Genomic DNA, 19,250 nt, shown 5'->3' with positions numbered 1-19,250 from the left:
CCTTGACGCGGCGTCAACGTTTCTCATGGGAGGCGTCCAGCCGAAGAGGGGAGCACGATGGTCAGAGCCGCTCTGCGCGTCCTGGGGTTCGAGGTGAAGGGCCTGGCCTCCGTCGGGCAGTGGATCGTACGCCGGCGTCACGGCGTGCCGCCCGGGGCGAGCGCCGTCACGTACGCCAAGGAGCAGACGTTCATGCTGGCGCTCATGTTGTTCGCGATGGCGATCGAGACGGTGGTGGTCGACCTGCTGCTGGTCGCGCTCGGCGTGCCCGGCTGGTTGCGGTACGCGGTGCTGGTCGCCGACCTCTATGGGCTGCTGGTCGGGGTCATGCTGGCCGCGGCCTGCGCCACCCGGCCGCACGTCGTCACCGACGATGAACTGCGCATCAGGTACGCCGCCTACTTCGACGCGCGGGTGCCCCTCGACCGGATCGTCTCCGTACGGACCGGCCGCAACCTCAACGAGGACAGCATGGTCTCCGTCGCGGACGGGCGGCTCGGCGTGGCCGTCGCCTCGCAGACCAACCTGACGGTCGAGCTGGCCGGGCCGGTCACCGTCGTCCGCCCGCTCGGGCGCCGGGCCGAGGTCACCTCGATCCGGTTCTTCGCCGACGACCCGGAGGCGGCGCTGGCGGCGCTGCGTCCCCGGCTCACCGTGCCCTCGTGAAGAGCGTCAGCCTCCCCCTCCCTGTGCGGGGGTGGTGCGGCGCGGGATCGAGCGCAGGTCGAAGGCGAACCGGGCCGCGGAGTCGGCGATGGCGTCGGCGTTCACGTCGAGCGCCGTGCCGCTGACGTTGCGGATCGTGTCGCACGCCTGGTGGTAGCAGGCGTCGTACGCCCTGCCCGCGGTGCCGCCGAACAGCTTCGCCTCCGCGGCCGTCTTGGAGCCTTCCGCGCCGGTGAAGATGCCGCCCGCCGGGATGCCGACCGCGATGAACGGACCGTAGTCGGAGCGGCCGTCGAAGTCGGTGCCGACGGTGGGCAGGTCGCGGGAGCCGTAGAAGGTCTCGAACTGCTCCTCGATCTGGGCCGAGCCGGGCGGGCCCGCCGAGGCGCCGGTGTCGTCGGAGTCGTCGCCGTCGTAGAGCTTGTAGGCGAAGTTGGGCGAGGCGACCATGTCGAAGTTCAGGTAGAGGCGGACGCGGTCGCGTTCCGTCTGCGGCAGCGACGTGACGTACTGGTCGGAGCCGAGCAGGCCGAGCTCCTCCGCGGCCCAGAAGGCGAAGCGCACCCGGTTCTTGACCGGGAAGCGGGCCATCTCCTCGGCCACCTCCAGGATGGCGGCGCTGCCGGAGCCGTTGTCGTTGATGCCGGGACCTGCGGGCACGCTGTCGAGGTGGGCTCCGAGCATGACGACGTCGCGCGGGTCGCCGGTGCGGGTTTCGGCGATCACGTTGTGGTCGGTGCCGATCGCGACGGTGGAGTCGACGGTGAGCCGGACGGTGGCGTTCTCCGTGCCGGCCAGCCGCTCGCCCACCGCGTAGTCCGCGTACACCATGGGGATGCCGGCCCGCCATTCGCCGACGTCGAGCTGCTCGGCCTCGGTGCGGCCTTCCTGTCCTTCGTTGAACACGATGATCCCGGCCGCCCCGGCCGCGGCGGCGTTGCGCACCTTCTGGGAGAAGGCGCAGGTGCCGCGCTGGACGAGCGCGATCCGGCCGGCCACGAACCCGTCGAAGTCGGAGGCCTCGCACCCGCTGGTGGAGGACGGTGTGGCGGCCGGGGGCAGCGTCAGGTCCACGCCCTGGACCTGCGCGGTCACGTCGCCGGACGGGGAGGGCTCGAAGGCGAAGAAGTCCTGCTTGGGAACGTACGCCCGCCGCTGCGGCGCGGTCTCGGTGAGGGCGGGCGGGCTGTTCTCGGTCCAGCTCTCGACGAATTCGACGGGATCGAACGTCACCTTGTAGCCGGCACTGCGCAGTTTGTCGGCCACGTAGTCGCGGGAGGCGTCGTAGCCGGTCGTGCCCGCGGCGCGGTTGCCGCCGTTCGCGGCGGCGATCTCCTGGAAGGCGCGCAGGTGCTCTTCGACGTTCGCACCCTTGACCTTCTTGACCAGCAGGTCGGCGTACGCGTCGGCGGGCTCGGCCGGATGGGCCGGGGCCGCCGCGGTCAGGGGCAGCGCCAGTGCGGTGATCAGTGCGATGACGATTTTGCGCATGAACGATTCCCCTGTCGTGGATGGGAATGCGACATTCCCCCGAGCCGCGATCGGAACGTAAATCCCCAGCTACGAGGCAGACAAGGCCTTCTCCAGCGGCAAAATCAGGACATGTTCGAGTAACGCGTTCACTCGGCGCGACGAGCGCGGGCACGGCGTTTGCCCTCGTGCATCGCCTGGACGCGGGCGACCGGGATGGTGTGCCCCTCCTCGACCAGGTCGGCGGGCAGCGGTTGCGGCCCGGGCATGAGCTCGGCCCACGGGTCGGCCCCCTTGAGCCGCGCGGCCGCCGTGTGCACGGTGAAGTCGGCGGGCGCCACGCGGTCGAGGTCGTCCCACGCCACCGGGAAGGAGACGGGCACGCCGGGACGGATGCGCGGGCTGTAGGCGGCGGCGACCGTCGCGCCGCCCGCGCGGGTGGAGTCGAGGAAGACCTTGCCCTCGCGGTCCTCCCGGATGAACGCCGTGGTCGCCAGCGCCGGATCGAGCCGCTCGGCACGGGCGGCCAGCGCGCGGGTGGCCGCCGCGAGGTCGTGCACCGCCGTGCCCTCGGCCACGGGCACGAACACGTGCACGCCCTTCGACCCGCTCGTCTTCACCGCCCCTGACAGCCCGGCGTCACTCAGAGCCTGGCGGACGAGGAGCGCGCCGCCTACGGCCAGCGAGAAGGAGTCGTCGTGCTCGGGCGGGTCGAGGTCGAGGATGAGGTGCGTGGGCCGGTTGCCGACGAACAGCGCCGGGTGAAATTCCACCGCCCGCTGGTTGGCGAACCACAGGAGCGTCCTCCTGTCGTCGCAGAGCGCGTACGTCACCTGCCTGCGGGACGCCTCGGCCCAGAAGGAGACCGACCTGATCCACTCGGGGGCGTATTTCGGCAGGTTCTTCTGCATGAACGGCTGCTGCCCCGGGCGGACGCGCATCACGGACAGCGCGCGGTCGCGCAGGACGGGGATGATGCGGCCGGCGACGGCGTCGAGGTAGTCGACCAGGTCGCGCTTGGTGGCGCCGGCGCCGTCGAACAGCGGCTGGTCAAGGTTGGTCAGGGCGACCCCGTCACGGGTCTCATCGGCGGCCACCCGCCCTACGATGCCACAGACGCCGCTGAGGCACCCGTCCCCGATGCTGTGCGTGATCTCCGTGAACCCGGCCCGGCAGCGGATCGTGCAGCTTGAGAATCAAGCGATGATCACGTTCTCAGAATGCGTCGAGCACCAGTTCGGTGTGGGAGCCCGCTGAACACTCCAGCAGTCCTGTGACGGCTCCCCGCCCAGACGATCCCGCGGGGAGTCACTCTCAGCCTCAGCTCAGCTTTGAACGCGAGCGGCCTCCTGCACTTCGACGCGCATTTCGACAACATCCTCACCGGCGGGCGCCGCTTCTACCTGACCGACTTCGGGCAGGCCGTGTCGACCCGGTTCGACCTGTCAGAGGAGGAACGGACCTTCTATCGCCGGCACCTCACCTTTGACCGCACCTACACGCTGACGTATCAAATGAACTGGCTGGCCGGCGCCTTGCGCGGCGCCGACTGGCCGAGGCGTCGCGAACTGGTGCGGGAATGGGCGGCAGGAGAGCGGCCAGCTGGTGTGCCCGGCGGGGTGGCGGCGCCCGCTGGAGGAGATCCGCCAGGTCGCCGGACATCACGCTCTGCCGCTCGAGTTAAGGTCACCCACCGCTCGAGAGAGACACACCGATCGGGGACGACGCTCCCGTTTGGTGAGGCTTACTCGCCGCGGGTGCGGCGCCCGGGATGGCACGGCCCGCTGCGGCCTGCGCGAGCGCGAGCAAGCCCGCCACACCACACATGGGGCAGCCGAGCCCTCGACGCGGCCGCAACCGGCTCGGTTGAGGATTTATGCGAAGACCCCCAGCGGAGAGGCTGGGGTCTTCAGGGGGCAGCGTGATAGAAGTCAGAAATCGAACTCGCCGTTCTTGGCCCCGTCAACGAACGCGGCCCATACCTCTGCCCGTACGACGAACGGCGCCTGCTCGGGGGCTTCGGTGTCGCGGATGCCGACTCGGCCGTTCGACAGCGGAGCGACTTCGAGGCAGTCTCCGCCGTTACCGGTCGAGCGTGTTGCCTTACGCCAGGCCGCCGTCTTCAGCTCGGCCGTGAGGTCCATGTCTCCTCCATCTGCTGGATGAACTCGACCGACGCGCTTTGTGGGAGGGATTCCGCCCGTATGGCGTCCATTTTCATGGTAACGACGGCGACCACCTCGGGATTGCTCGTCACGACGGGTTCAGCAGCCGTCTCCAGGTAGACCGTGTGACGACTGCCGTTGGGTGCTTGGGCGATGACGATACCTCCGCTCAGGCCGGGGCTGGCGCCGAGCGGGCAGATCTGAATGGTGATGTGCGGTGCCTGCGCGGCTTGCACCAGCCGGGCAAGCTGCTCGCGCATGGTTTCCGGCCCGCCGATCGGGCGACTGAGGACGCCCTCGTCGAGCACCACCAGGTACCGCGGCGGGTTGGTCCGGGTGAGGATCTTCTGCCGGGCCAGCCGTCCGGCTACCAAAGTCTCGATCTGCTCCCGATCGAAGCCCGATTCGCGCTCCAACAGGGCCTGAGCGTACTCGGCGGTCTGCAGGAGCCCTGGGACGACCAGAGGCTGCCAGGTCCGCAGTGACTGCGCCTGTTCTTCCTCCTCCAGCCAGGGCGCGAACCAGGTGGGGGCGCTGTCCTTGTAGTGGGACAACGAGGCCCGCTCTGCTGGACCGGTTGGCGGACGTGAGCACACTGGCGCCGTTCGGCATCAACCTCGGCTATTCAGCCGGAATTTCGCCTTGAAGATCCATAAGCAAAGAAGGTGCCTCCGACCTGCGATGATCTGACTGTCTAGATCACTCACATCGCGAGAACGGATGCACCTTCCGGGTGAACGGTACGGCATGGGACCACCGCTTGTCTGTACGGGGGGGACGGCAAGGGGCTCATCGGGCACGCGGGAGCGGTCCTCCTACGTAAATGCGCTGACCGGACGGGGTTAACCGGAGCACTCGGCGGGGTGATCGCCCGGCTGGGCGGCTCGCCGGTGTGGGACCGGGGCGTGGTGCTGGTGCAGCTCGCGATGGCGATCACGCTCGGGGCGACGAGCATGCGGCAGATCGCCCTGCTGGCCCACCACGAGCCGCTGTTCGGCGCGCCGCCGTCGGACTCGACCGTCCGGCGGGCGCTGGAACCCATCGGCGCTGATGGGCTGCTACGCAAAAGGCTCGCCCGAGCACGGGCACGGGTCCGGCGGCACGTGTAGGAGCTGATCGCCGCCACCGAGACCGGTTTCCCCCTGGCTGGTCGTGGCCGGCAAGGTGCTCACCGGGTGGATCGTCATCGACGTGGACGCCACGCTCATCACCGCCCACTCCGACAAACAGGGCGCCTCGGCCACCTTCAAGAAGGGGTACGGCTTCCATCCGCTGGCTGCTTGGTGCGCCAACACCCAGGAATGCCTGGCGATGCTGCTGCGGACCGGCTCAGCCGGCTCCAACACCGTCATCGACCACGTGCGCGTCCTCATCGAGGCCATCGCTCAGATCCCCGGACGACTTCCGGGCGAAGATCTGGATCCGGATCGACGGCGCTGGCGCCACCCACGATCTGGTCGAACACATGCAAGGACTGAATACCACCCGGCGCACGGTCCGTTTCACCGTCGGCTGGAAGATCACCGACGTCGATGAGGCGGCGATCGCCAGACTCCCCGCCGACGCCTGGCAAAGCGCCGTCCGCCAAGACGGCAAAGTCCACCCGCACGCCCAAGTCGCCGAGCTGACCGGGCTGGACGAACGCGCCGCCGCCTGGGGCATCCGGTTGCTGGTCCGCCGCGTCAAGCCCTCGGCCCGCGACGCCCGCCAGCTCACCGACCTGGAGAAGACGACCGGCTGGAAATACGCCATCATCGCCACCAACCTCGGGCCGCGCGGCCTGCGCGGCGTCCCCGGCAGCCACCACGTGCAGTTCATCGACGCCGTCCATCGTGATCATGCTGAAGTCGAGGACCGGGTGCGCACGAACAAGGCGATGGGGTTGCGGAACCTGCCGTCCAAGACGTGGAACGTGAACGTCGGCTGGGTGCTCGCGGCCAATCTCGCCGCCGACCTGGATGCCTGGACCCGGCTTCTCGGCCTGCACGACGACGCCGAGCTGGCCCGCGCCGAACCCCAGACGCTCCGCTACTGCCTCTGGCATCTGCCCGCCCGGCTGATCTCCCACGCCCGACAGCGCATCCTGAAGATCAGCGTCACGTGGCCGTGGAAGAACGCCTTCCTGACCTGCTGGCAACGGCTCTGCGCGCTCCCACCGCCCTGACCAGGAGAAACACGTTCCGGCGAACTTAGGAAGGAGTGCCCCCACCCCCGCGGTCCCGTGGAGGCCGTCGCCCACCCGAGCGCCTCGGACGGTGATGCCACCCCACCGGTCGAACCAAAACGGATGATCAGGCGGAAACCTCCGCCACGCCGAACCGTTCAGCAGACGCGACCCCGGCCTGAGTCATCGAGGTCAACTACGTCGGACTGATCCTGCTCCGCTGTGCACGGAGGGATCTCGGTTCACGAATTAATCCACCGCTCCAGGAAATCATCGGCTTCACGTTGTGTGACTACTTTACTGGCAGGTGCAGGATCGAAACTGCCCGCTATTTGCCTGCGACTGAAAGGCTTCCCCATTCGGACAAGATAGCAGGCCTTGCCGTCGCTCATCTGGCGTGCCATCGCGCTGACGAAGGCGTTCTTTCGATACCTGTTGATGAGAAGTAGAAGGTTGCGCTCCTCTAGCCGTGCCCGCAACATCTGCAAGGCTTCTTCGAAGTCATCCTTGGCCTGTACGGCCGGCACGGTTTCATCGCCTTTCTTAATCTCGATCTCATACGGGGAGCGATCATCATGTCTGGATACAATTGTGCAGGCCTCTTTAACCCCTGTGGTAATGTCCAACAGCAATGGCGTGCGATGAATCCTCAGTATCCATTTGATATATCTCATTGTGGCTTTTGTGAAGAGCAAATCGAATTACCTCGCCCGAGAGAGTTTGTGTTGAAGGTGATGCGGCACCCTGAAAGCTGGTGCCGCATCACTTACCACTACACTTAACGTAGATTGGACTAGGAATCCAGGTGCGCCGAACTAGGCGGTTAATGCGCCAGGCTCGCAAAGGCGAAACCCGGACGGCACGCTGGACTTTTAGGAGAAGCGGAAAAGTACCCCGGACAGTGTATTGCGAAAGTGGGAAAATTCGCCAATCTATACCGTCGAAGGTGGGGATGGAGCCTACAGAGCCGCCATCAACAGTTATGGGGACATCGGATGGCTGAGTGAGCATAATTACAATAGAGTCTACATCTATCAGCCGCGGACTCCATGACGTCGGTTTAAGGCGACGGCATGATGCAACGCCATAGGCCATCGGGCTGACTAGCAGAGCAAAGAGTGAGAGGCGCCCAATAGGCGAGGGATCGAACACCGACCTTGGTGCGAGTCCACTCTATGGCGCCTCTCACCTTGTGTCTTTGTCCCTGTCTGGCGTCGTATCGGCCACAATGGATCAGCTGATGTCGAGGCGTATGTTAGAGTTCGGGTTAGTCTATTTGGCACATCCTTAAGCGAGAGCCCCTGTGAATGAAGATGAGCTTCGTGGAAGGCTATCCCCGGCGGGCTTGCGGCTGCTCGATATGCAAGCCCCTGTGGGACTGATCCCTCCAAGAGCGGCCGCGCTCATCACGAGCTGCCGACCGGAAGAGGGCAGACGCGACCACGTTGTGAGCAAAGACGACCTTCGTGTGGTGGAGAAGGCCAACGCCGGCTGGTTCCGTTTAGCCAAAGATCACGAACTTTTCTCTGACGATCGCAAGTTTCTGCTGAAAGTGAACCTTGCGAACGGGGACGAATCGGCGCTCCTTCGCTGGGTAAAGGTTCAGTTTCTCGACCGTTGGGACATTATGGGCGCCGAGGCTGCCTCTAGAGTCATGGGTTGGGATTTCGGGCGCCCCGAATTCACTATGCTCTCTCTCAATGGCCTTATCATCTGCGCGCGAACTGTTTGGTCCGACAAAATAGGATCCCTCCTTTTGCCGTATCCTCACCGCATAGAAAGAATCCGTCGATATGCGGAGTGGATCCCGACTATGCGATCCTCTTCACCCGACGAACAAACTGCAGCAGCGGAATGGCTACAACGCTATCCATAAAGCCCCACGGGGAGTGAGGCGATCTCGTGCTGTCCGGTGCCAGAAACTGGTAACGAGCTTTTGACCACGGCGCTCCCGGTACTACATTCAGAGATCTTGAGGGAGTGGGTCGCCGCGGCGGCGGTGATGGCACTCGCGACCCCCAGGCCGCAGACCCTAGCCAGCGGCCCCGCTGCTGTGCCCTTGGCCGCTGCTGCCAGCGCTACCTGTCCCCGCTGACCGTCCAATACATTCACGCCCTGCTCCGCACAGCCCTGGAACACGCCGTTCGCGAAGACGACCTCGCGCGCAACGTCCAAGTCCCCGTCGTCCGTCAACAACGCACCGAACCCTTCAGCCCGGCCGAGGCCCGCACCTTCCTCGACGCCGCCCAAGGCTTCCGCCTGCACGCCCTGTTCGACCTCGCGCTCCGCACCGGCATGCGGCGCGGCGAACTCCTCGGCCTGCGCTGGAGCGACCTGGACCTGACCGGCGGCACGCTGGCCATCCGCCAGACCCTGCAATACGTCCCCGGTACCGGCCTGGTCATCAGCCCCACCAAGACCCCCAGCTCCGAACGCCGGATCGCCCTACCCCGCGAGGCCATCGCCTCCCTGACCCGCCACCGCAACCAGCAGCAGGCCAACCGCGACGCCGCAGGCCACGCCTGGGCCGACACCGGCCTGGTCTTCACCACCAAGACCGGTGCGCCACTCCAGCCCAGCAACGTCAACCGTGACTTCCACCAGCTCCTCCGTGGAGCCGGACTCCGCAAGATCCGCTTTCACGACCTGAGGCATTCGTGCGCCTCACTCCTGCTGGATCAAGGCGTGGACCTCATCGTGATCAAGGAACTTCTCGGCCACGCCCACATCGCCATCACCGCCGACGTCTACGCCCACGTCCGACTCCGCCTCCAACGCGACGCCATCGAACGCATGTCCGGAGCACTCGACGAGCAGCCCGAACCGTAGCCGTCAGAAAACGATCACAACGTCTGTAGCCGTCAAGGTAGCCGTCAAGCGCGTAACGGGGCCTCGCTGAAACGCTCTACAGCGAGGCCCCGTTCGTGTCACTCAAATCTTAATGCCCGCGTCCGGACGGTTAGATCTGAGCGAACACATTTAGCGAATTAAATTCGCCCGACAAATACTCAGAGCGGAAAGTTGTTATGCCACGGGGCATCCAGCTCCTCCGGGTCAGCACCCGCTTCCCTTACTGCATCGTCAATTTCTGAGATCCCATCGACGATTTTGACGTAGGGGGTGTCGAAGTCCCCGTCGTAGAAACAGATGTCCTCGTCTACGAGGTGCTTGGGCACCTCAATGGCAGCGATACGGAACCGGCCATCCAGCATCGGGACAACCCAGACCCACGAGTAGCGGTCAGGATCGCTGCTCGGTCGACGAGCCGAGATCTCCGCCTTGGTCATGACCAGGCGATTCTCAGCTTGTGTCTTCATCTACCCTCCCCAGAAGATCCGGATGACGGGGCCATCGAAGGTATGGATCTGCAGGTGAGGGAAGTCTCCATCTGCGTTACCCGTTCCATGACCGAGAACACGTCCATCGGGACCGAGTTCATCGTCCCAATGATAGGTGCCGGGCTTCCGGCCGAAGTACTGCTTTGTGCCTGGCCCGTCAAAGCCCTGAGCGTTCCGATAGCCATGCCCCTGGAACTTTCCGAGGAACAGCTCCTCCGCCTGACTACGCGACTGAACATGGATGCTGGTCGCGCCCTCATCAATAGCTTTGGCGGCCTTGGAAACGGCCCCACTAGACCAAGGAATATCACAAGGTCCGGAGTTGTGGACGAGTACGGCTTGGTCACCCGCCAGCACATAGTACGTGTGGATGTCTGCGACCGTCAGGTTGTGAACGCGTTGCTGTGCGGTCCACCGCTTGATCGCCTTGACCTGGACCAGGGAGCCGGCGGACGTGCGCAGCCACATGCCGGGCGCGAGCTTCTCGGCGTCGACCCACTTGCGCAGCTCAGGCACCCAGAAAGGATGCTTATCGGTCGCTATGATGAAGCCGGTTGCTTGGCCCTGCTTTCCGTCCGTATCGATGGTGACTTGGACCAGGTTCTTTTCGCCCTCGCCCACGATGAGGTCAATGACCTGCTTGGCTTCCGTTTTGCCGGTTTCCGGATCGGTGGCGAGAACTTCATCCCCGATCTCAATATCTTCGATCGGCTTGCGGGTGCCGTCGGCCATGAGCACTTCGGTATCGGGCGTGAAGCTGTTCTTGCAGCGTATCAGTTTGCCGATGAACTTTCCGGAGTCGCCAGTTATGGGCACCATGCCGGCCAGGGCCCATGCTGCTTCCTCGGTATTGCCCTCGTTCATGGCCTTGAGCGCGAGCAGGATGTCGGCCGGGGTGCCGACCACAGGCAGGTAGCTGAGGGCTTCGAGCTCCTTCGCGCCAGGAGGCCGCCCATTTCTCGTGTCCCCGTCCAGAGCAATTCCGGCGCGAGATGCCTCCCACTCATCGATTTGGCCGTCTTTGTTGTCGTCCTTCATCGCCGGGTTGTATTCCGGGTGGGCGTTACTGACGGGAATCGTCTTGCCTGCGGAGCCCGGGTTGCATTCGACGCTGGCGTTGTCCCAGCAATCAGACGGCTTGTACTCGGGGTTGTGCCATGGACGCGGCTCGTGACCGTCGTGTTCGATGTTGGTGATGGGGTTGCCGCCGGTGAAGGCGTAGCGGTTGCTGGTCCAGGGGTCGAGGGAGAGTGACAGGTCCTCAAGGGCGCCGTTGTAGGAATCGAGGTTGAGGAAGCGGTTGAGGCCCGGGTTGTAGTCGCGGAACCCCATGTCATACATGCCGGTGGAGTTGTCCCAGCGCTTGCTGTTAAAGCGGTAGGGGTTGTACTCCTCCTTGGCGGTGGGATCGAGGGGGTCGGGTTTGTCGACGCCGGTGAAAAGTTTGTCGTCGTTGCGGCCGTACGCGGTGTAGCCGTAAGTGGCGCGGGTGTCGCCGTTCTCGCTGGTGATCTGTTCCACGTCGGTGTGCGGGTTGTAGCCGTAGTAGGACGACTCTTCGCTGTTGTCGGCGTTGACCTTCACCTGGGACAGCCGCTCGCCCCAGGGGCTGTACTGGAAGGACTTGGTGAGCTTGCCGGCCACTTCCTCGTCCAGCACCTCGGCGGACAGGCCGAGGTAGGAGAAGGTGGTGGTCTTGGCGCTCGCGGTGCCTTCCTTCTCGGTCTTGGACGTCGTGCGGTCCAGCGGGTCGTAGGTGTAGCTGGTCACCGTGGACGTGACGCCGTCGCCGCCGAGTTTCTCGTGCTTGATGACGTGGTCGAAGCCGTCGTAGGTGTACTTCTCCAGCGTCTTGCCGGCGGACTGGATGGTGCGCAGCCGACCGTAGGGGTCGTAGGTGAGGGTGGAGGTCTGCCCGTTGGAGACCGACGTCATCAGGCGGTTGCGGTCATAGGTGAAGGTGGTCTTCTTGCCGAGGACCTCCTCCTCCCACACGTTGCTGTTGGCGTCGTGCCGGTAGATCTCGTTCTCGACCGGGCCGCCGCCGGTCGGGGTCTTGGTCACCTTGGTGATGCGGTCGCGCGGGTCGTAGGTGTAGGCGTAGGTGTTGTCCAGGTAGGCGCTGGGGTTGTCGGCGTTCTGGATCTTGGTGTGGTCGCTGGCGCGGTGCAGGTTGCCCTGGTAGCCGATGGTGTGCTCGGCCACCACCGTGGCGTTGGGCTTCTTCTCGATCGAATGCCGTAGCACGCCGGACAGGAAGTAGTCGTAGGTGACGACGTTCCCGTTGGCCTTGGTCTCGGTGAAGCGCTCACCGCGCGAGGTGTAGCTGTAACCGGTGGTCTTGGGTGAGGGGTCGGTCGCCGACTTCTTGTTGACCACCTGGTCGACCAGGTCGCGGACGTCGTAGCGGTAGGTCGCGAGCGTCTTGTCGTGGGTGCGCTCGTCGACGGCGCTGTTTTCGTTGTAGCGGTAGCCGGTGGTGTTCTTCAGCGCGCCGTCGAGGTACTCCTTGATCTGGCCGATCTGGTTGAGGTTGGTGTAGGTGATGTCCCAGGTGTCGATCTTGGCGGTCGGGGAGGCGTCTTGGATCGTGGTGAGGTTGGCGTTGGGGTCGTAGGTGTAGGTGAAGTTTTTGGCCTCGGTGTCGGTGTCGCCGGTGTTGTCGCGGACCAGCTTGACCGCATCGGCGGCGACGGTGCCGTTGGCGTCGTCGGTCAGGGTGACGCTGTGGGTGGTGCCGGCGGTGAAGGTGTAGGTGCCGAGGTCGACCCAGGTGCCCGGGTTCTGGGTCTGGTCGAGGGTGACGGTTGCCTCGCCGTCTTGGTGTTTGACCTTGTAGGGGGCGTTGGTGGCGGTGGCGCCGGTCGGGTAGCGGACCCAGGCGGTGTAGGTGCCGTCTGAGGGGGTGGTCAGGTTCCAGGTGAAACTGCTCGTCCCGGTGCCGGCGGGGGCGGTGGCGTAGTCGTAGCCGACGAACCCGGTCGCCGCCTGAACCTGAGGGCCGACGATGTTCGATGACGGGCTGGCGCCCGTGCCGGGGGTCCAGGTGCCGGTGGTGGTGACCTGGCCGGTGTCGGAGTTGTCGTTCATGACGACGTCCAGGCCGAGGGGGACGCCGTCGTCGGAGTGGGTCTTGAGTTTGCCGTCGGGGTAGTACGACCAGTCCAGCGCCCGCTGGCTGGAGCCGCCCGCGCTGGTAACGGTGCGGTTGGTCTGCAGGCCCAGCTCGTTGTAGTCGTAGGTGGTCTTGATGTCCCACGGGTCGGTGGTGGTCTTGGACCAGCCGTTGTCCCAGTAGGTCATCGTCGACACGTTGCGGACAGTTTGTCCGTGGGAGGGCGGGTGGGAGATCTCCTTCAGGCGGGAGACCGCGTCGTAGGCGTAGATGACCTTGTCGGGGGTGTTGTAGACCGGGTCGTCGGGGTCGTAGGGGTAGATCTCCTCGAACGGGCGGTTGAGCTTGTCGTAGGTGGTTTCGGCGATGAAGTCGTCGGGGTCGTCGGGGGTTTCGACGCCGCGCGGGGTGACGGTCTTGGTGCGGTTGCCGGCCTGGTCGTAGGTGAACTGGGTGGTGACGTACTTGAGGGTGTCGCCGGTGCCCGAATGCGGCACCTTGGTCTCGGTGACGTCGCCGCGCTCGTTGTAGACGATGATCGTCTTGTTCTTGTCCTGGTCAGTCTGACCCACGACCTGGCCGTCCAGGTCGTAGTCGACGGAGGTCTCGAACCCGGCGGCATCCTTGACAGTGGTGACGCGGTGGTTGAGGTCGTAGGTGTAGAACGCGGTGTGGTCGCCGGCGTCGGGGGTGGCGTTCTTGCGCGGGTCGATGACCTTCAGGACGTTGCCGACGTCGTCGTACTCGTAGCTGATCTTGTTCTGGTGGTTGTTGTTGGCGACGTCGGTGGTGGTGACGTGCCGCAGCTGGTAGATCGGGTCGTAGCTGTAGGTGGTGGTGAACTCGGCCGCGTTCGCGCCGGTCAGGTTGCCGTTGGGTTCGGTCTGGGTTTCCAGGTTGCCGGCCGCGTCCCAGGTGAAGGTGGCCTTGCGCTCAGGTCCGTCGGTGCTGTCCTTGGGCAGCACCGAGGCGGTCAGCTGGTCGGCCTTGTCGTAGACCGCGGTGGCCACGGCGCCGTTGGGGGCGGTGGTCTTGGTGACGTTGTCGTTGCGGTCGTAGATCGGCGCCGGAGTCGTGATGAACACCGGCGGGGAAGCGTCCTGGTCTTTGGGGACCTTGGATTCGAGCGGGCGTTTGAAGATGTCGTAGGTCTGGGTGGTGGTTGTGCCGAGGGCGTCGGTGACCGACAGCACGTTGCCGCGCGCGTCGTAGGCGGTGACGGTGGTGTGGTCGTCCTCGGCCGCGGTTTCCAGGCCGTAGGCGTCGGTGATCTTCTTTGGGTAGCCGGTGGGGTGGTAGTCGGTGAAGGCGGTGGGGTTGTCGTTGGCGTCGACCGCCCGGGTTAGTTGGCCGAAGCCGTCGTAGGTGTAGGTGGTGTCGTAATCGTCGGGAACGTCGGTGGTTTTGACGCCGAGCGGGTCAGTGACCTTGATCAGGTTGCCGTTGGCGTCGTAGTCGAAGTCCCAGGTGTGGCCCTGGGGTGAGGTCTTGGTGTCCAGGTCGGCGATGTGGCCGCCCAGTCCGCTGGTGTAGTCCAGCGTGGTCGGCGGGGTGTTGTTCTGGTTGGCCTCGGCGTCGCGGATTTCCAGGGGGTAGCCGGTCAGCGGGTCGTAGGTCCACGTCGTGACGGCGTCAGGCGTGGTGGTGTCGGGGCGGCCCTTCTCGATCAGCGTGGTGACGTTGTGGTCGGCGTCCCACACCGGATCGGTGACCTCGCCGTTGGCGTTCGTGATCAGAGTGGGGCGGCCGTAGGCGTCCAGCACGTACCGGGTCTGGTTCTGCCGCGGGTCGGTGACGGTGGCGTGGATCGTCGCTTCCGTCGGGCCGTCGGGGTCGACGTAGTCGAAGCCGGTTGTGCCGTTGAGCCGGTCGGTGAGGGTCTGGACCTTCCACAGGTCTTCGGGGTCTTCGGTGGCGTCGTAGTAGTCCAGGGTGGTGGCGTACTTCTCCGCGCCTTGCGGGGTTTCGGCGTGGGAGCGCGGGTCGATGATCTTGACGAGTTTGACGTTCTTGTTGCCCTGGGTGGCGTCGTACTGGAAGCCGAAGGTCTTGGCCTGCTCGTCGCCGGCGCCGTCGATCATGCGGGCCATCAGGCCCTTGTCGGTGTAGGCGAAGGTGACCTTGCGGCCGGCGATGTCGGTGATGGACTCGACGTTGTCGATGATGTGCGGGTTGGTCAGCTTGGTGGCCTCGACGGGCTGCCAGGTGGTGTCGTCGATGTAGGTGTAGTCCTGGCCCTTGGCGTAGTAGTCCAGGGTGAGGGTGCGGCGGCCGGCGGCGTCGGTGATGTAGCGCAGGAACTTGGTGGGCTTGTTGCTGGATTTGCGGCGTTCGTAGGTGAACGACATGGTGTTGCCGTTCTTGTCGACGATCGCGGACTGGAAGCCCTCGTCGTCGAAGAAGAACTGGGTGCGGTCGGGTTTGGTGAACACCCACTGGCGCAGCGGGTCTGTTGAGCCGGTCTTTTGCAGGTACAGGTGCACGCCGCGCGGGTTCTTGTAGGCGCAGTTCTCCGTGCAGGTGGGCGGGTCGCGCTGCCACACGTGGGTGGTGCCGTCGCCGTCGGTCAGCCGCACCTGCTCGGGCCAGGGCTGGCCGGGTGGGTGGAAGGCCAGTTGCGAGCCGAGCTTGTTCAGCGTGGAGGTCTGCAGGGACCAGCCGTAGCCGAGCGAGGCGGTGCTCGTGTCGAGGCTGTTGTAGGTCATGCGGGCGAAGGTCTGCACGCCGCGGGAGGGGTTGGAGAAGGCGTTGTAGCCCCACACGACGTTGCCCGCGTAGGGGTTGGTCAGCGCGGTGCCGCCGGCGCCGGTGTTCTTGCCGGTGTAGGCGTAGAACTTCTCCAGCCCCAGCAGGTTGGAGGTCGGCGTGGTGAGGCGGATCTGTTGCGGCAGTTGCGGGATGTGGTGGCTGGCCGATTTCCATTCGTTGGTGGTGGTGTCTTGTACGTCCCACACCAGCGAGACCGCGTCGGCGAGGTTCGCACTGTTCAGCACCGGCGCTTTGACCTGGGCGGTGACGGTGACCGTGTTCTGGGGTTCCAGGTCGGTGGGCAGCGGGGTGAGCAGTTGGGTGTCGCCGGTGACGTCGCTGCCGTCGGGCAGCTTCCAGAAGTAGCCGAGCCGGGTGGAGGCGGCCGGCCAGATCTCGTCGGTGGTGTTGGTGATCGTCACCTCGATGGTGCGCTGCTCGCCGGCGCTCATGTCGGCGGGGGTGGCCTGCGCCTGATAGGACGCCGCAGGGTCGTAGTAGTAGACCACCAGCCACGGCCGTACCTCCGGCTCGGCCACCTCGCTGGAGGTCAGCGAGATACCCGCGCCGCTGGTCGCACACGCCGTGCTGTCCTCGCTTTCGGACTTCATCAGCAGCCCGTGATTGCTGGATGGATCGGCCACCCATTGCTTGACCAAGTCGCTGAACCCGTCCAGCGTGTGCCAGCTGGAGGAGTCGTGGTCGTCGTAGGGGTAGGCGATGATGCCCTCCCCGACCGAGGCGGCATCGAAGTCGCCGCCCGCCGTGGCCCATGGCACGCCGGGAGCGGCGTTGGTCCACGAGGCGTCCGCTTCGTCGAAGTCGCGGGTCAGCGGGTACAGCTCAAAGGTGGCTTCGCCACCGCGGTGGGCCACCTGATACAGCCGCAGACTGGCCCGCCCGCTGGTGACCGTCGACGGGATGATCGAGGTGTCGAATTTGAGCAGGCTGCGGGTGTTGCCGTAGGCGGCTCCACCCCATCCGGCGGACAGATTCGCCCGTTCGCCCAGCGTGTCGTGACCCGTGCCGGGCTGGCAGGACGACAGCGTGGTGTCCGCACTGGGCGGGATGGTCGCGTACGACACCCCGCCGTCGGGCAAGGCGACCCCGACCGGCCCCGACAGCGAGGTTTTCCCGTCGTCGCGGACGGCCACCACGCGGTAGTTCACCCACTCGTCGATCGGCGCCGAGGTGTCGACGTAGCTGGTCCTCTGCCCGTCCAGCGGCGCCACCAGCGTCGCCGGTGAGGGTGTGAAGGCGTCTTCCTGGCTGCGGTGCACCTGATACTCGACCACCTCGCCCGGCCCGTCATAAGCGCTCCAGGACAGCTCGGCGCCGGTGGAATGCACCACCAGCGGCCGGGCCAGCTGCACCGACGGCATGTCGTAGGTGAGCGTCAGCTTCGGCATCGGGCTCTCCGGGAACCCCGCCCCCCAGTCCCCGGCCGTATAGACCGGGCCGCCGGCGGCGACCGACTCGTTGACTGCCTTGACCATCACCCCGTGGTTCGGCGCCGACCCGCTGATCCAGCCCTGGGCCAGGCCCGTGATCGTGTAGGTGTGCCACACGTTGGCCTGCGCCGGCTCATAGGTGGCGGTGCCCGCCACCGCGCCCAGCGCGGCGTTGATCGAGTTCCAGGTCACCGTGGACGGCTCCCACGCCTGGGTGATCGCCCGCGCCTCCAGCGGCACCGAGGCGGCTGTGCCTGCCAGCGTCTGGTCGTAGTACAGACCCAGCTCGGCAACGTCCAGTTGCGCCCCTGTCGGCACCAGCGAGGCCACCTCGGGGAACTTGATCACGCCGCGGTAGACGGCGCCGCCGGACACGCCCGCGCCCAGGCGTCCGTCCCAGTCGTAGTTCACCCTGGGCGAGGAGGAGACGATCATCGCGTCGTTGGAGGTCTCGGCGTTGGACGCGACCACCACGGTCGGGTCGATGACCACCGGCCAGGCCCGCTCCGGCGCCGCCAGCCAGCCCGTGTCCGCGCTCACCGTGATCGTCACCTGATCGCCCTGCTGGCTCGCGGTCTGTGTGACCGCCGGCGAGTAGCGCTTGCCGTGCGGCGCGGCCGGATCGTCGGCGGCGTCGGTCATGAACGGTTTGGGGATCGTGAACACCGCCGGCCTGCCCGACGGCGGTGCGAAGGTGATCGACCCGTCCGCGTTCGTCGTGGCCCGCAGCCCGCCGGAGACGGTGACCGTGAAGGTGTAGGACGCCGGGCCCTGTGGAGCGCGGGCCAGCACGATGCTCTCCTTCACCCCGCTCGCGCTCAACTCGTAGACCAGGTCGACGCCCTCACCCAGTGCGCCCGGGTAGGTGACCGTCGAGCCCTCCACCGTGGGGGTGAGCTGTCGTGTCTGGCCGGGCAGTCCGAGCGTGAGCCGCCGCTCGCCCAGCGAAACCTGCATCAGCTTGCCGGAGTCGTCGCCGAAGCGGGTGGAGAAGCCGTTGCTGTCGTTACCGTGGACGAACCCGTCCTGCGACATCTCCTTGACCCGGGTGTCGATCGGGCGCCAGTCTCCCTTGGCGTCCAGGTAGTGGGCCGGCTGGGCTGAGATCTCGGCCTGCACCCGGCCGTCCTCCAGCTCGTACACGCTGGCGAACCGGGAGCGCTTGCCCTTCAGCTCCTTGACCCGTTTGCCGGGCGGCGCCGGCGGCTTCCGCTCGGCGACCGGGGCATCGCGCCCGGGCAGAACGACCTTCTCCTCCGACGGGCGCACCTCGCCCTTCGGCTCCTCGGCGAACCAGCCGGCCACCTGCGCGGCCACCCAGCCGGCTGCCCGGGAGATCAGGTTCGGCTCACCCGGAATCGAGGTGGCCGTCTGCGCCGTGGCGGGCGGCGCTGATGCGAGTGAGGCCACCAGGGCAAGCGTGGTGACGAGGACGACAGATCGGCGTAACCGTGTGTGACGCCGGGATCGGGGCCGTTCGGCCGGTTTCGGTCGAGGGAGGGGTAATTGCGGCACGGGCACACTCCACGACTCACGCGACCACACAGGCCGCACATAAGGCGGATCTAAATATCCTGGGAGCAAAACATCCGCATCACGCCACAAAACGGCACATTCGGTCAATATGCACAGAAAGTGACCTACATCAAGAGTCGAACACACTGTGGAATAAGTCGCGAGACGGCACTCAAGCTGCGGGGACTCGCCTCAGGAACGAACCTCGGTCGATCACCCTCGACAGTTACGGAAAGTGAGAGATCAAGGTCGGGTAGACCACCACCCGGCGTAGCCGTGAGTCAATTCCCAGCAAACTCACAGCAATCGACACAGTCCGTAAACTCTCCCACCGTCACGCCATCACGCCCCTGACCTGCAGAAAGGCTCACCCAACAGTGCCACAGCAGCGAATCCTCGCCAGACGGTCTTGACCGCCGTCACCATCCATGTCTTGATCAATAAGGTTTGCCGTTGCCCGCCCCCGCACCCCCGGGACCACACGACATGACCGCGACCAGAACGCCCCCACGGTGACGACCCACCCGCACGAAGCCACCACCGAACAGCGACACAGCCGCGGACTGTCGACGATCCGCATCGCCGCCGCCCTGGCCGGCCTCCTCCACCTCGTCTTCG

13 protein-coding genes are annotated in these 19,250 nt (G+C 65.7%); 6 read left to right on the top strand and 7 right to left on the bottom strand.

The features are described 5' to 3' along the window. Positions 1–57 precede the first annotated feature (57 nt). Complete coding sequence (locus ABGB01_RS30100) at positions 58–666, top strand: hypothetical protein (RefSeq protein ID WP_347776902.1); 609 nt, start codon at positions 58–60, stop codon at positions 664–666. Between the two features lie 6 nt (positions 667–672). Here ABGB01_RS30100 and ABGB01_RS30095 read toward each other — a convergent pair whose 3' ends face one another. From ABGB01_RS30095 to ABGB01_RS30080, 4 genes are all read right to left on the bottom strand, one after another. After that, on the bottom strand, positions 673–2,157 hold the full coding sequence (locus ABGB01_RS30095; protein ID WP_347776901.1) for a M28 family metallopeptidase: 1,485 nt from the start codon (positions 2,155–2,157) through the stop codon (positions 673–675). A 128-nt stretch (positions 2,158–2,285) separates the two neighbouring features. After that, positions 2,286–3,233 carry an ATP-dependent DNA ligase gene (locus tag ABGB01_RS30090; protein WP_347776900.1) on the bottom strand — a complete coding sequence of 316 codons (948 nt, stop codon included), beginning with the start codon at positions 3,231–3,233 and terminating at the stop codon, positions 2,286–2,288. 834 nt (positions 3,234–4,067) lie between these two features. Next, positions 4,068–4,280, bottom strand: coding sequence for a DUF397 domain-containing protein (locus ABGB01_RS30085; RefSeq protein WP_347776899.1), 213 nt, complete (start codon positions 4,278–4,280; stop codon positions 4,068–4,070). After that, the gene (locus ABGB01_RS30080; RefSeq protein WP_347776898.1) at positions 4,259–4,855 is read right to left on the bottom strand and encodes a DUF5753 domain-containing protein; all 597 of its coding nucleotides are present in this window, start codon (positions 4,853–4,855) and stop codon (positions 4,259–4,261) included. Before ABGB01_RS30080 ends, ABGB01_RS30085 begins: the two co-directional genes overlap by 22 nt. Positions 4,856–5,164: 309 nt before the next feature. On the opposite strand from ABGB01_RS30080, the gene ABGB01_RS30075 reads away from it, so the two are divergent. From ABGB01_RS30075 to ABGB01_RS30065, 3 genes are read left to right on the top strand one after another with little or no spacing between them, the layout of a single operon-like run. Next, the gene (locus ABGB01_RS30075; RefSeq protein ID WP_347776897.1) at positions 5,165–5,410 is read left to right on the top strand and encodes a hypothetical protein; all 246 of its coding nucleotides are present in this window, start codon (positions 5,165–5,167) and stop codon (positions 5,408–5,410) included. Between the two features lie 43 nt (positions 5,411–5,453). After that, the gene (locus tag ABGB01_RS30070; RefSeq protein ID WP_347776896.1) at positions 5,454–5,837 is read left to right on the top strand and encodes a transposase; all 384 of its coding nucleotides are present in this window, start codon (positions 5,454–5,456) and stop codon (positions 5,835–5,837) included. Next, entirely contained in the window at positions 5,767–6,465 is a 699-nt protein-coding gene (locus tag ABGB01_RS30065) for a transposase (RefSeq protein ID WP_347776895.1), read from the top strand. Before ABGB01_RS30070 ends, ABGB01_RS30065 begins: the two co-directional genes overlap by 71 nt. 242 nt (positions 6,466–6,707) lie before the next feature. Here the strand turns inward: ABGB01_RS30065 and ABGB01_RS30060 are convergent, their stop codons facing one another. Next, entirely contained in the window at positions 6,708–7,139 is a 432-nt protein-coding gene (locus ABGB01_RS30060; protein ID WP_347776894.1) for a hypothetical protein, read from the bottom strand. Between the two features lie 797 nt (positions 7,140–7,936). Between ABGB01_RS30060 and ABGB01_RS30055 the strand changes: the two genes are divergently transcribed. Both ABGB01_RS30055 and ABGB01_RS30050 read left to right on the top strand, forming a co-directional pair. Further along, entirely contained in the window at positions 7,937–8,341 is a 405-nt protein-coding gene (locus ABGB01_RS30055) for a hypothetical protein (RefSeq protein ID WP_347776893.1), read from the top strand. Between the two features lie 104 nt (positions 8,342–8,445). Next, the gene (locus tag ABGB01_RS30050; protein WP_347776892.1) at positions 8,446–9,294 is read left to right on the top strand and encodes a site-specific integrase; all 849 of its coding nucleotides are present in this window, start codon (positions 8,446–8,448) and stop codon (positions 9,292–9,294) included. A 179-nt stretch (positions 9,295–9,473) separates the two neighbouring features. Here the strand turns inward: ABGB01_RS30050 and ABGB01_RS30045 are convergent, their stop codons facing one another. After that, positions 9,474–9,782, bottom strand: coding sequence for a hypothetical protein (locus ABGB01_RS30045; protein WP_344987592.1), 309 nt, complete (start codon positions 9,780–9,782; stop codon positions 9,474–9,476). Beyond that, the gene (locus ABGB01_RS30040; protein WP_347776891.1) at positions 9,783–18,527 is read right to left on the bottom strand and encodes a DNRLRE domain-containing protein; all 8,745 of its coding nucleotides are present in this window, start codon (positions 18,525–18,527) and stop codon (positions 9,783–9,785) included. It lies immediately after the preceding gene. Between the last annotated feature and the right edge of the window lie 723 nt (positions 18,528–19,250).

Origin of the sequence: Nonomuraea sp. B5E05 (assembly GCF_039880665.1) — a bacterium.
GTDB lineage: Bacteria > Actinomycetota > Actinomycetes > Streptosporangiales > Streptosporangiaceae > Nonomuraea.
This window is presented reverse-complemented; position numbering and strand designations above follow the sequence as displayed.

Coding starts and splice junctions, on each gene's coding strand:
- ABGB01_RS30095 (WP_347776901.1), bottom strand. CDS start 2,157: ATGCGCAAAATCGTCATCGCACTGATCACCGCACTGGCGCTGCCCCTG.
- ABGB01_RS30085 (WP_347776899.1), bottom strand. CDS start 4,280: ATGGACCTCACGGCCGAGCTGAAGACGGCGGCCTGGCGTAAGGCAACA.
- ABGB01_RS30045 (WP_344987592.1), bottom strand. CDS start 9,782: ATGAAGACACAAGCTGAGAATCGCCTGGTCATGACCAAGGCGGAGATC.
- ABGB01_RS30065 (WP_347776895.1), top strand. CDS start 5,767: ATGCAAGGACTGAATACCACCCGGCGCACGGTCCGTTTCACCGTCGGC.
- ABGB01_RS30060 (WP_347776894.1), bottom strand. CDS start 7,139: ATGAGATATATCAAATGGATACTGAGGATTCATCGCACGCCATTGCTG.
- ABGB01_RS30100 (WP_347776902.1), top strand. CDS start 58: ATGGTCAGAGCCGCTCTGCGCGTCCTGGGGTTCGAGGTGAAGGGCCTG.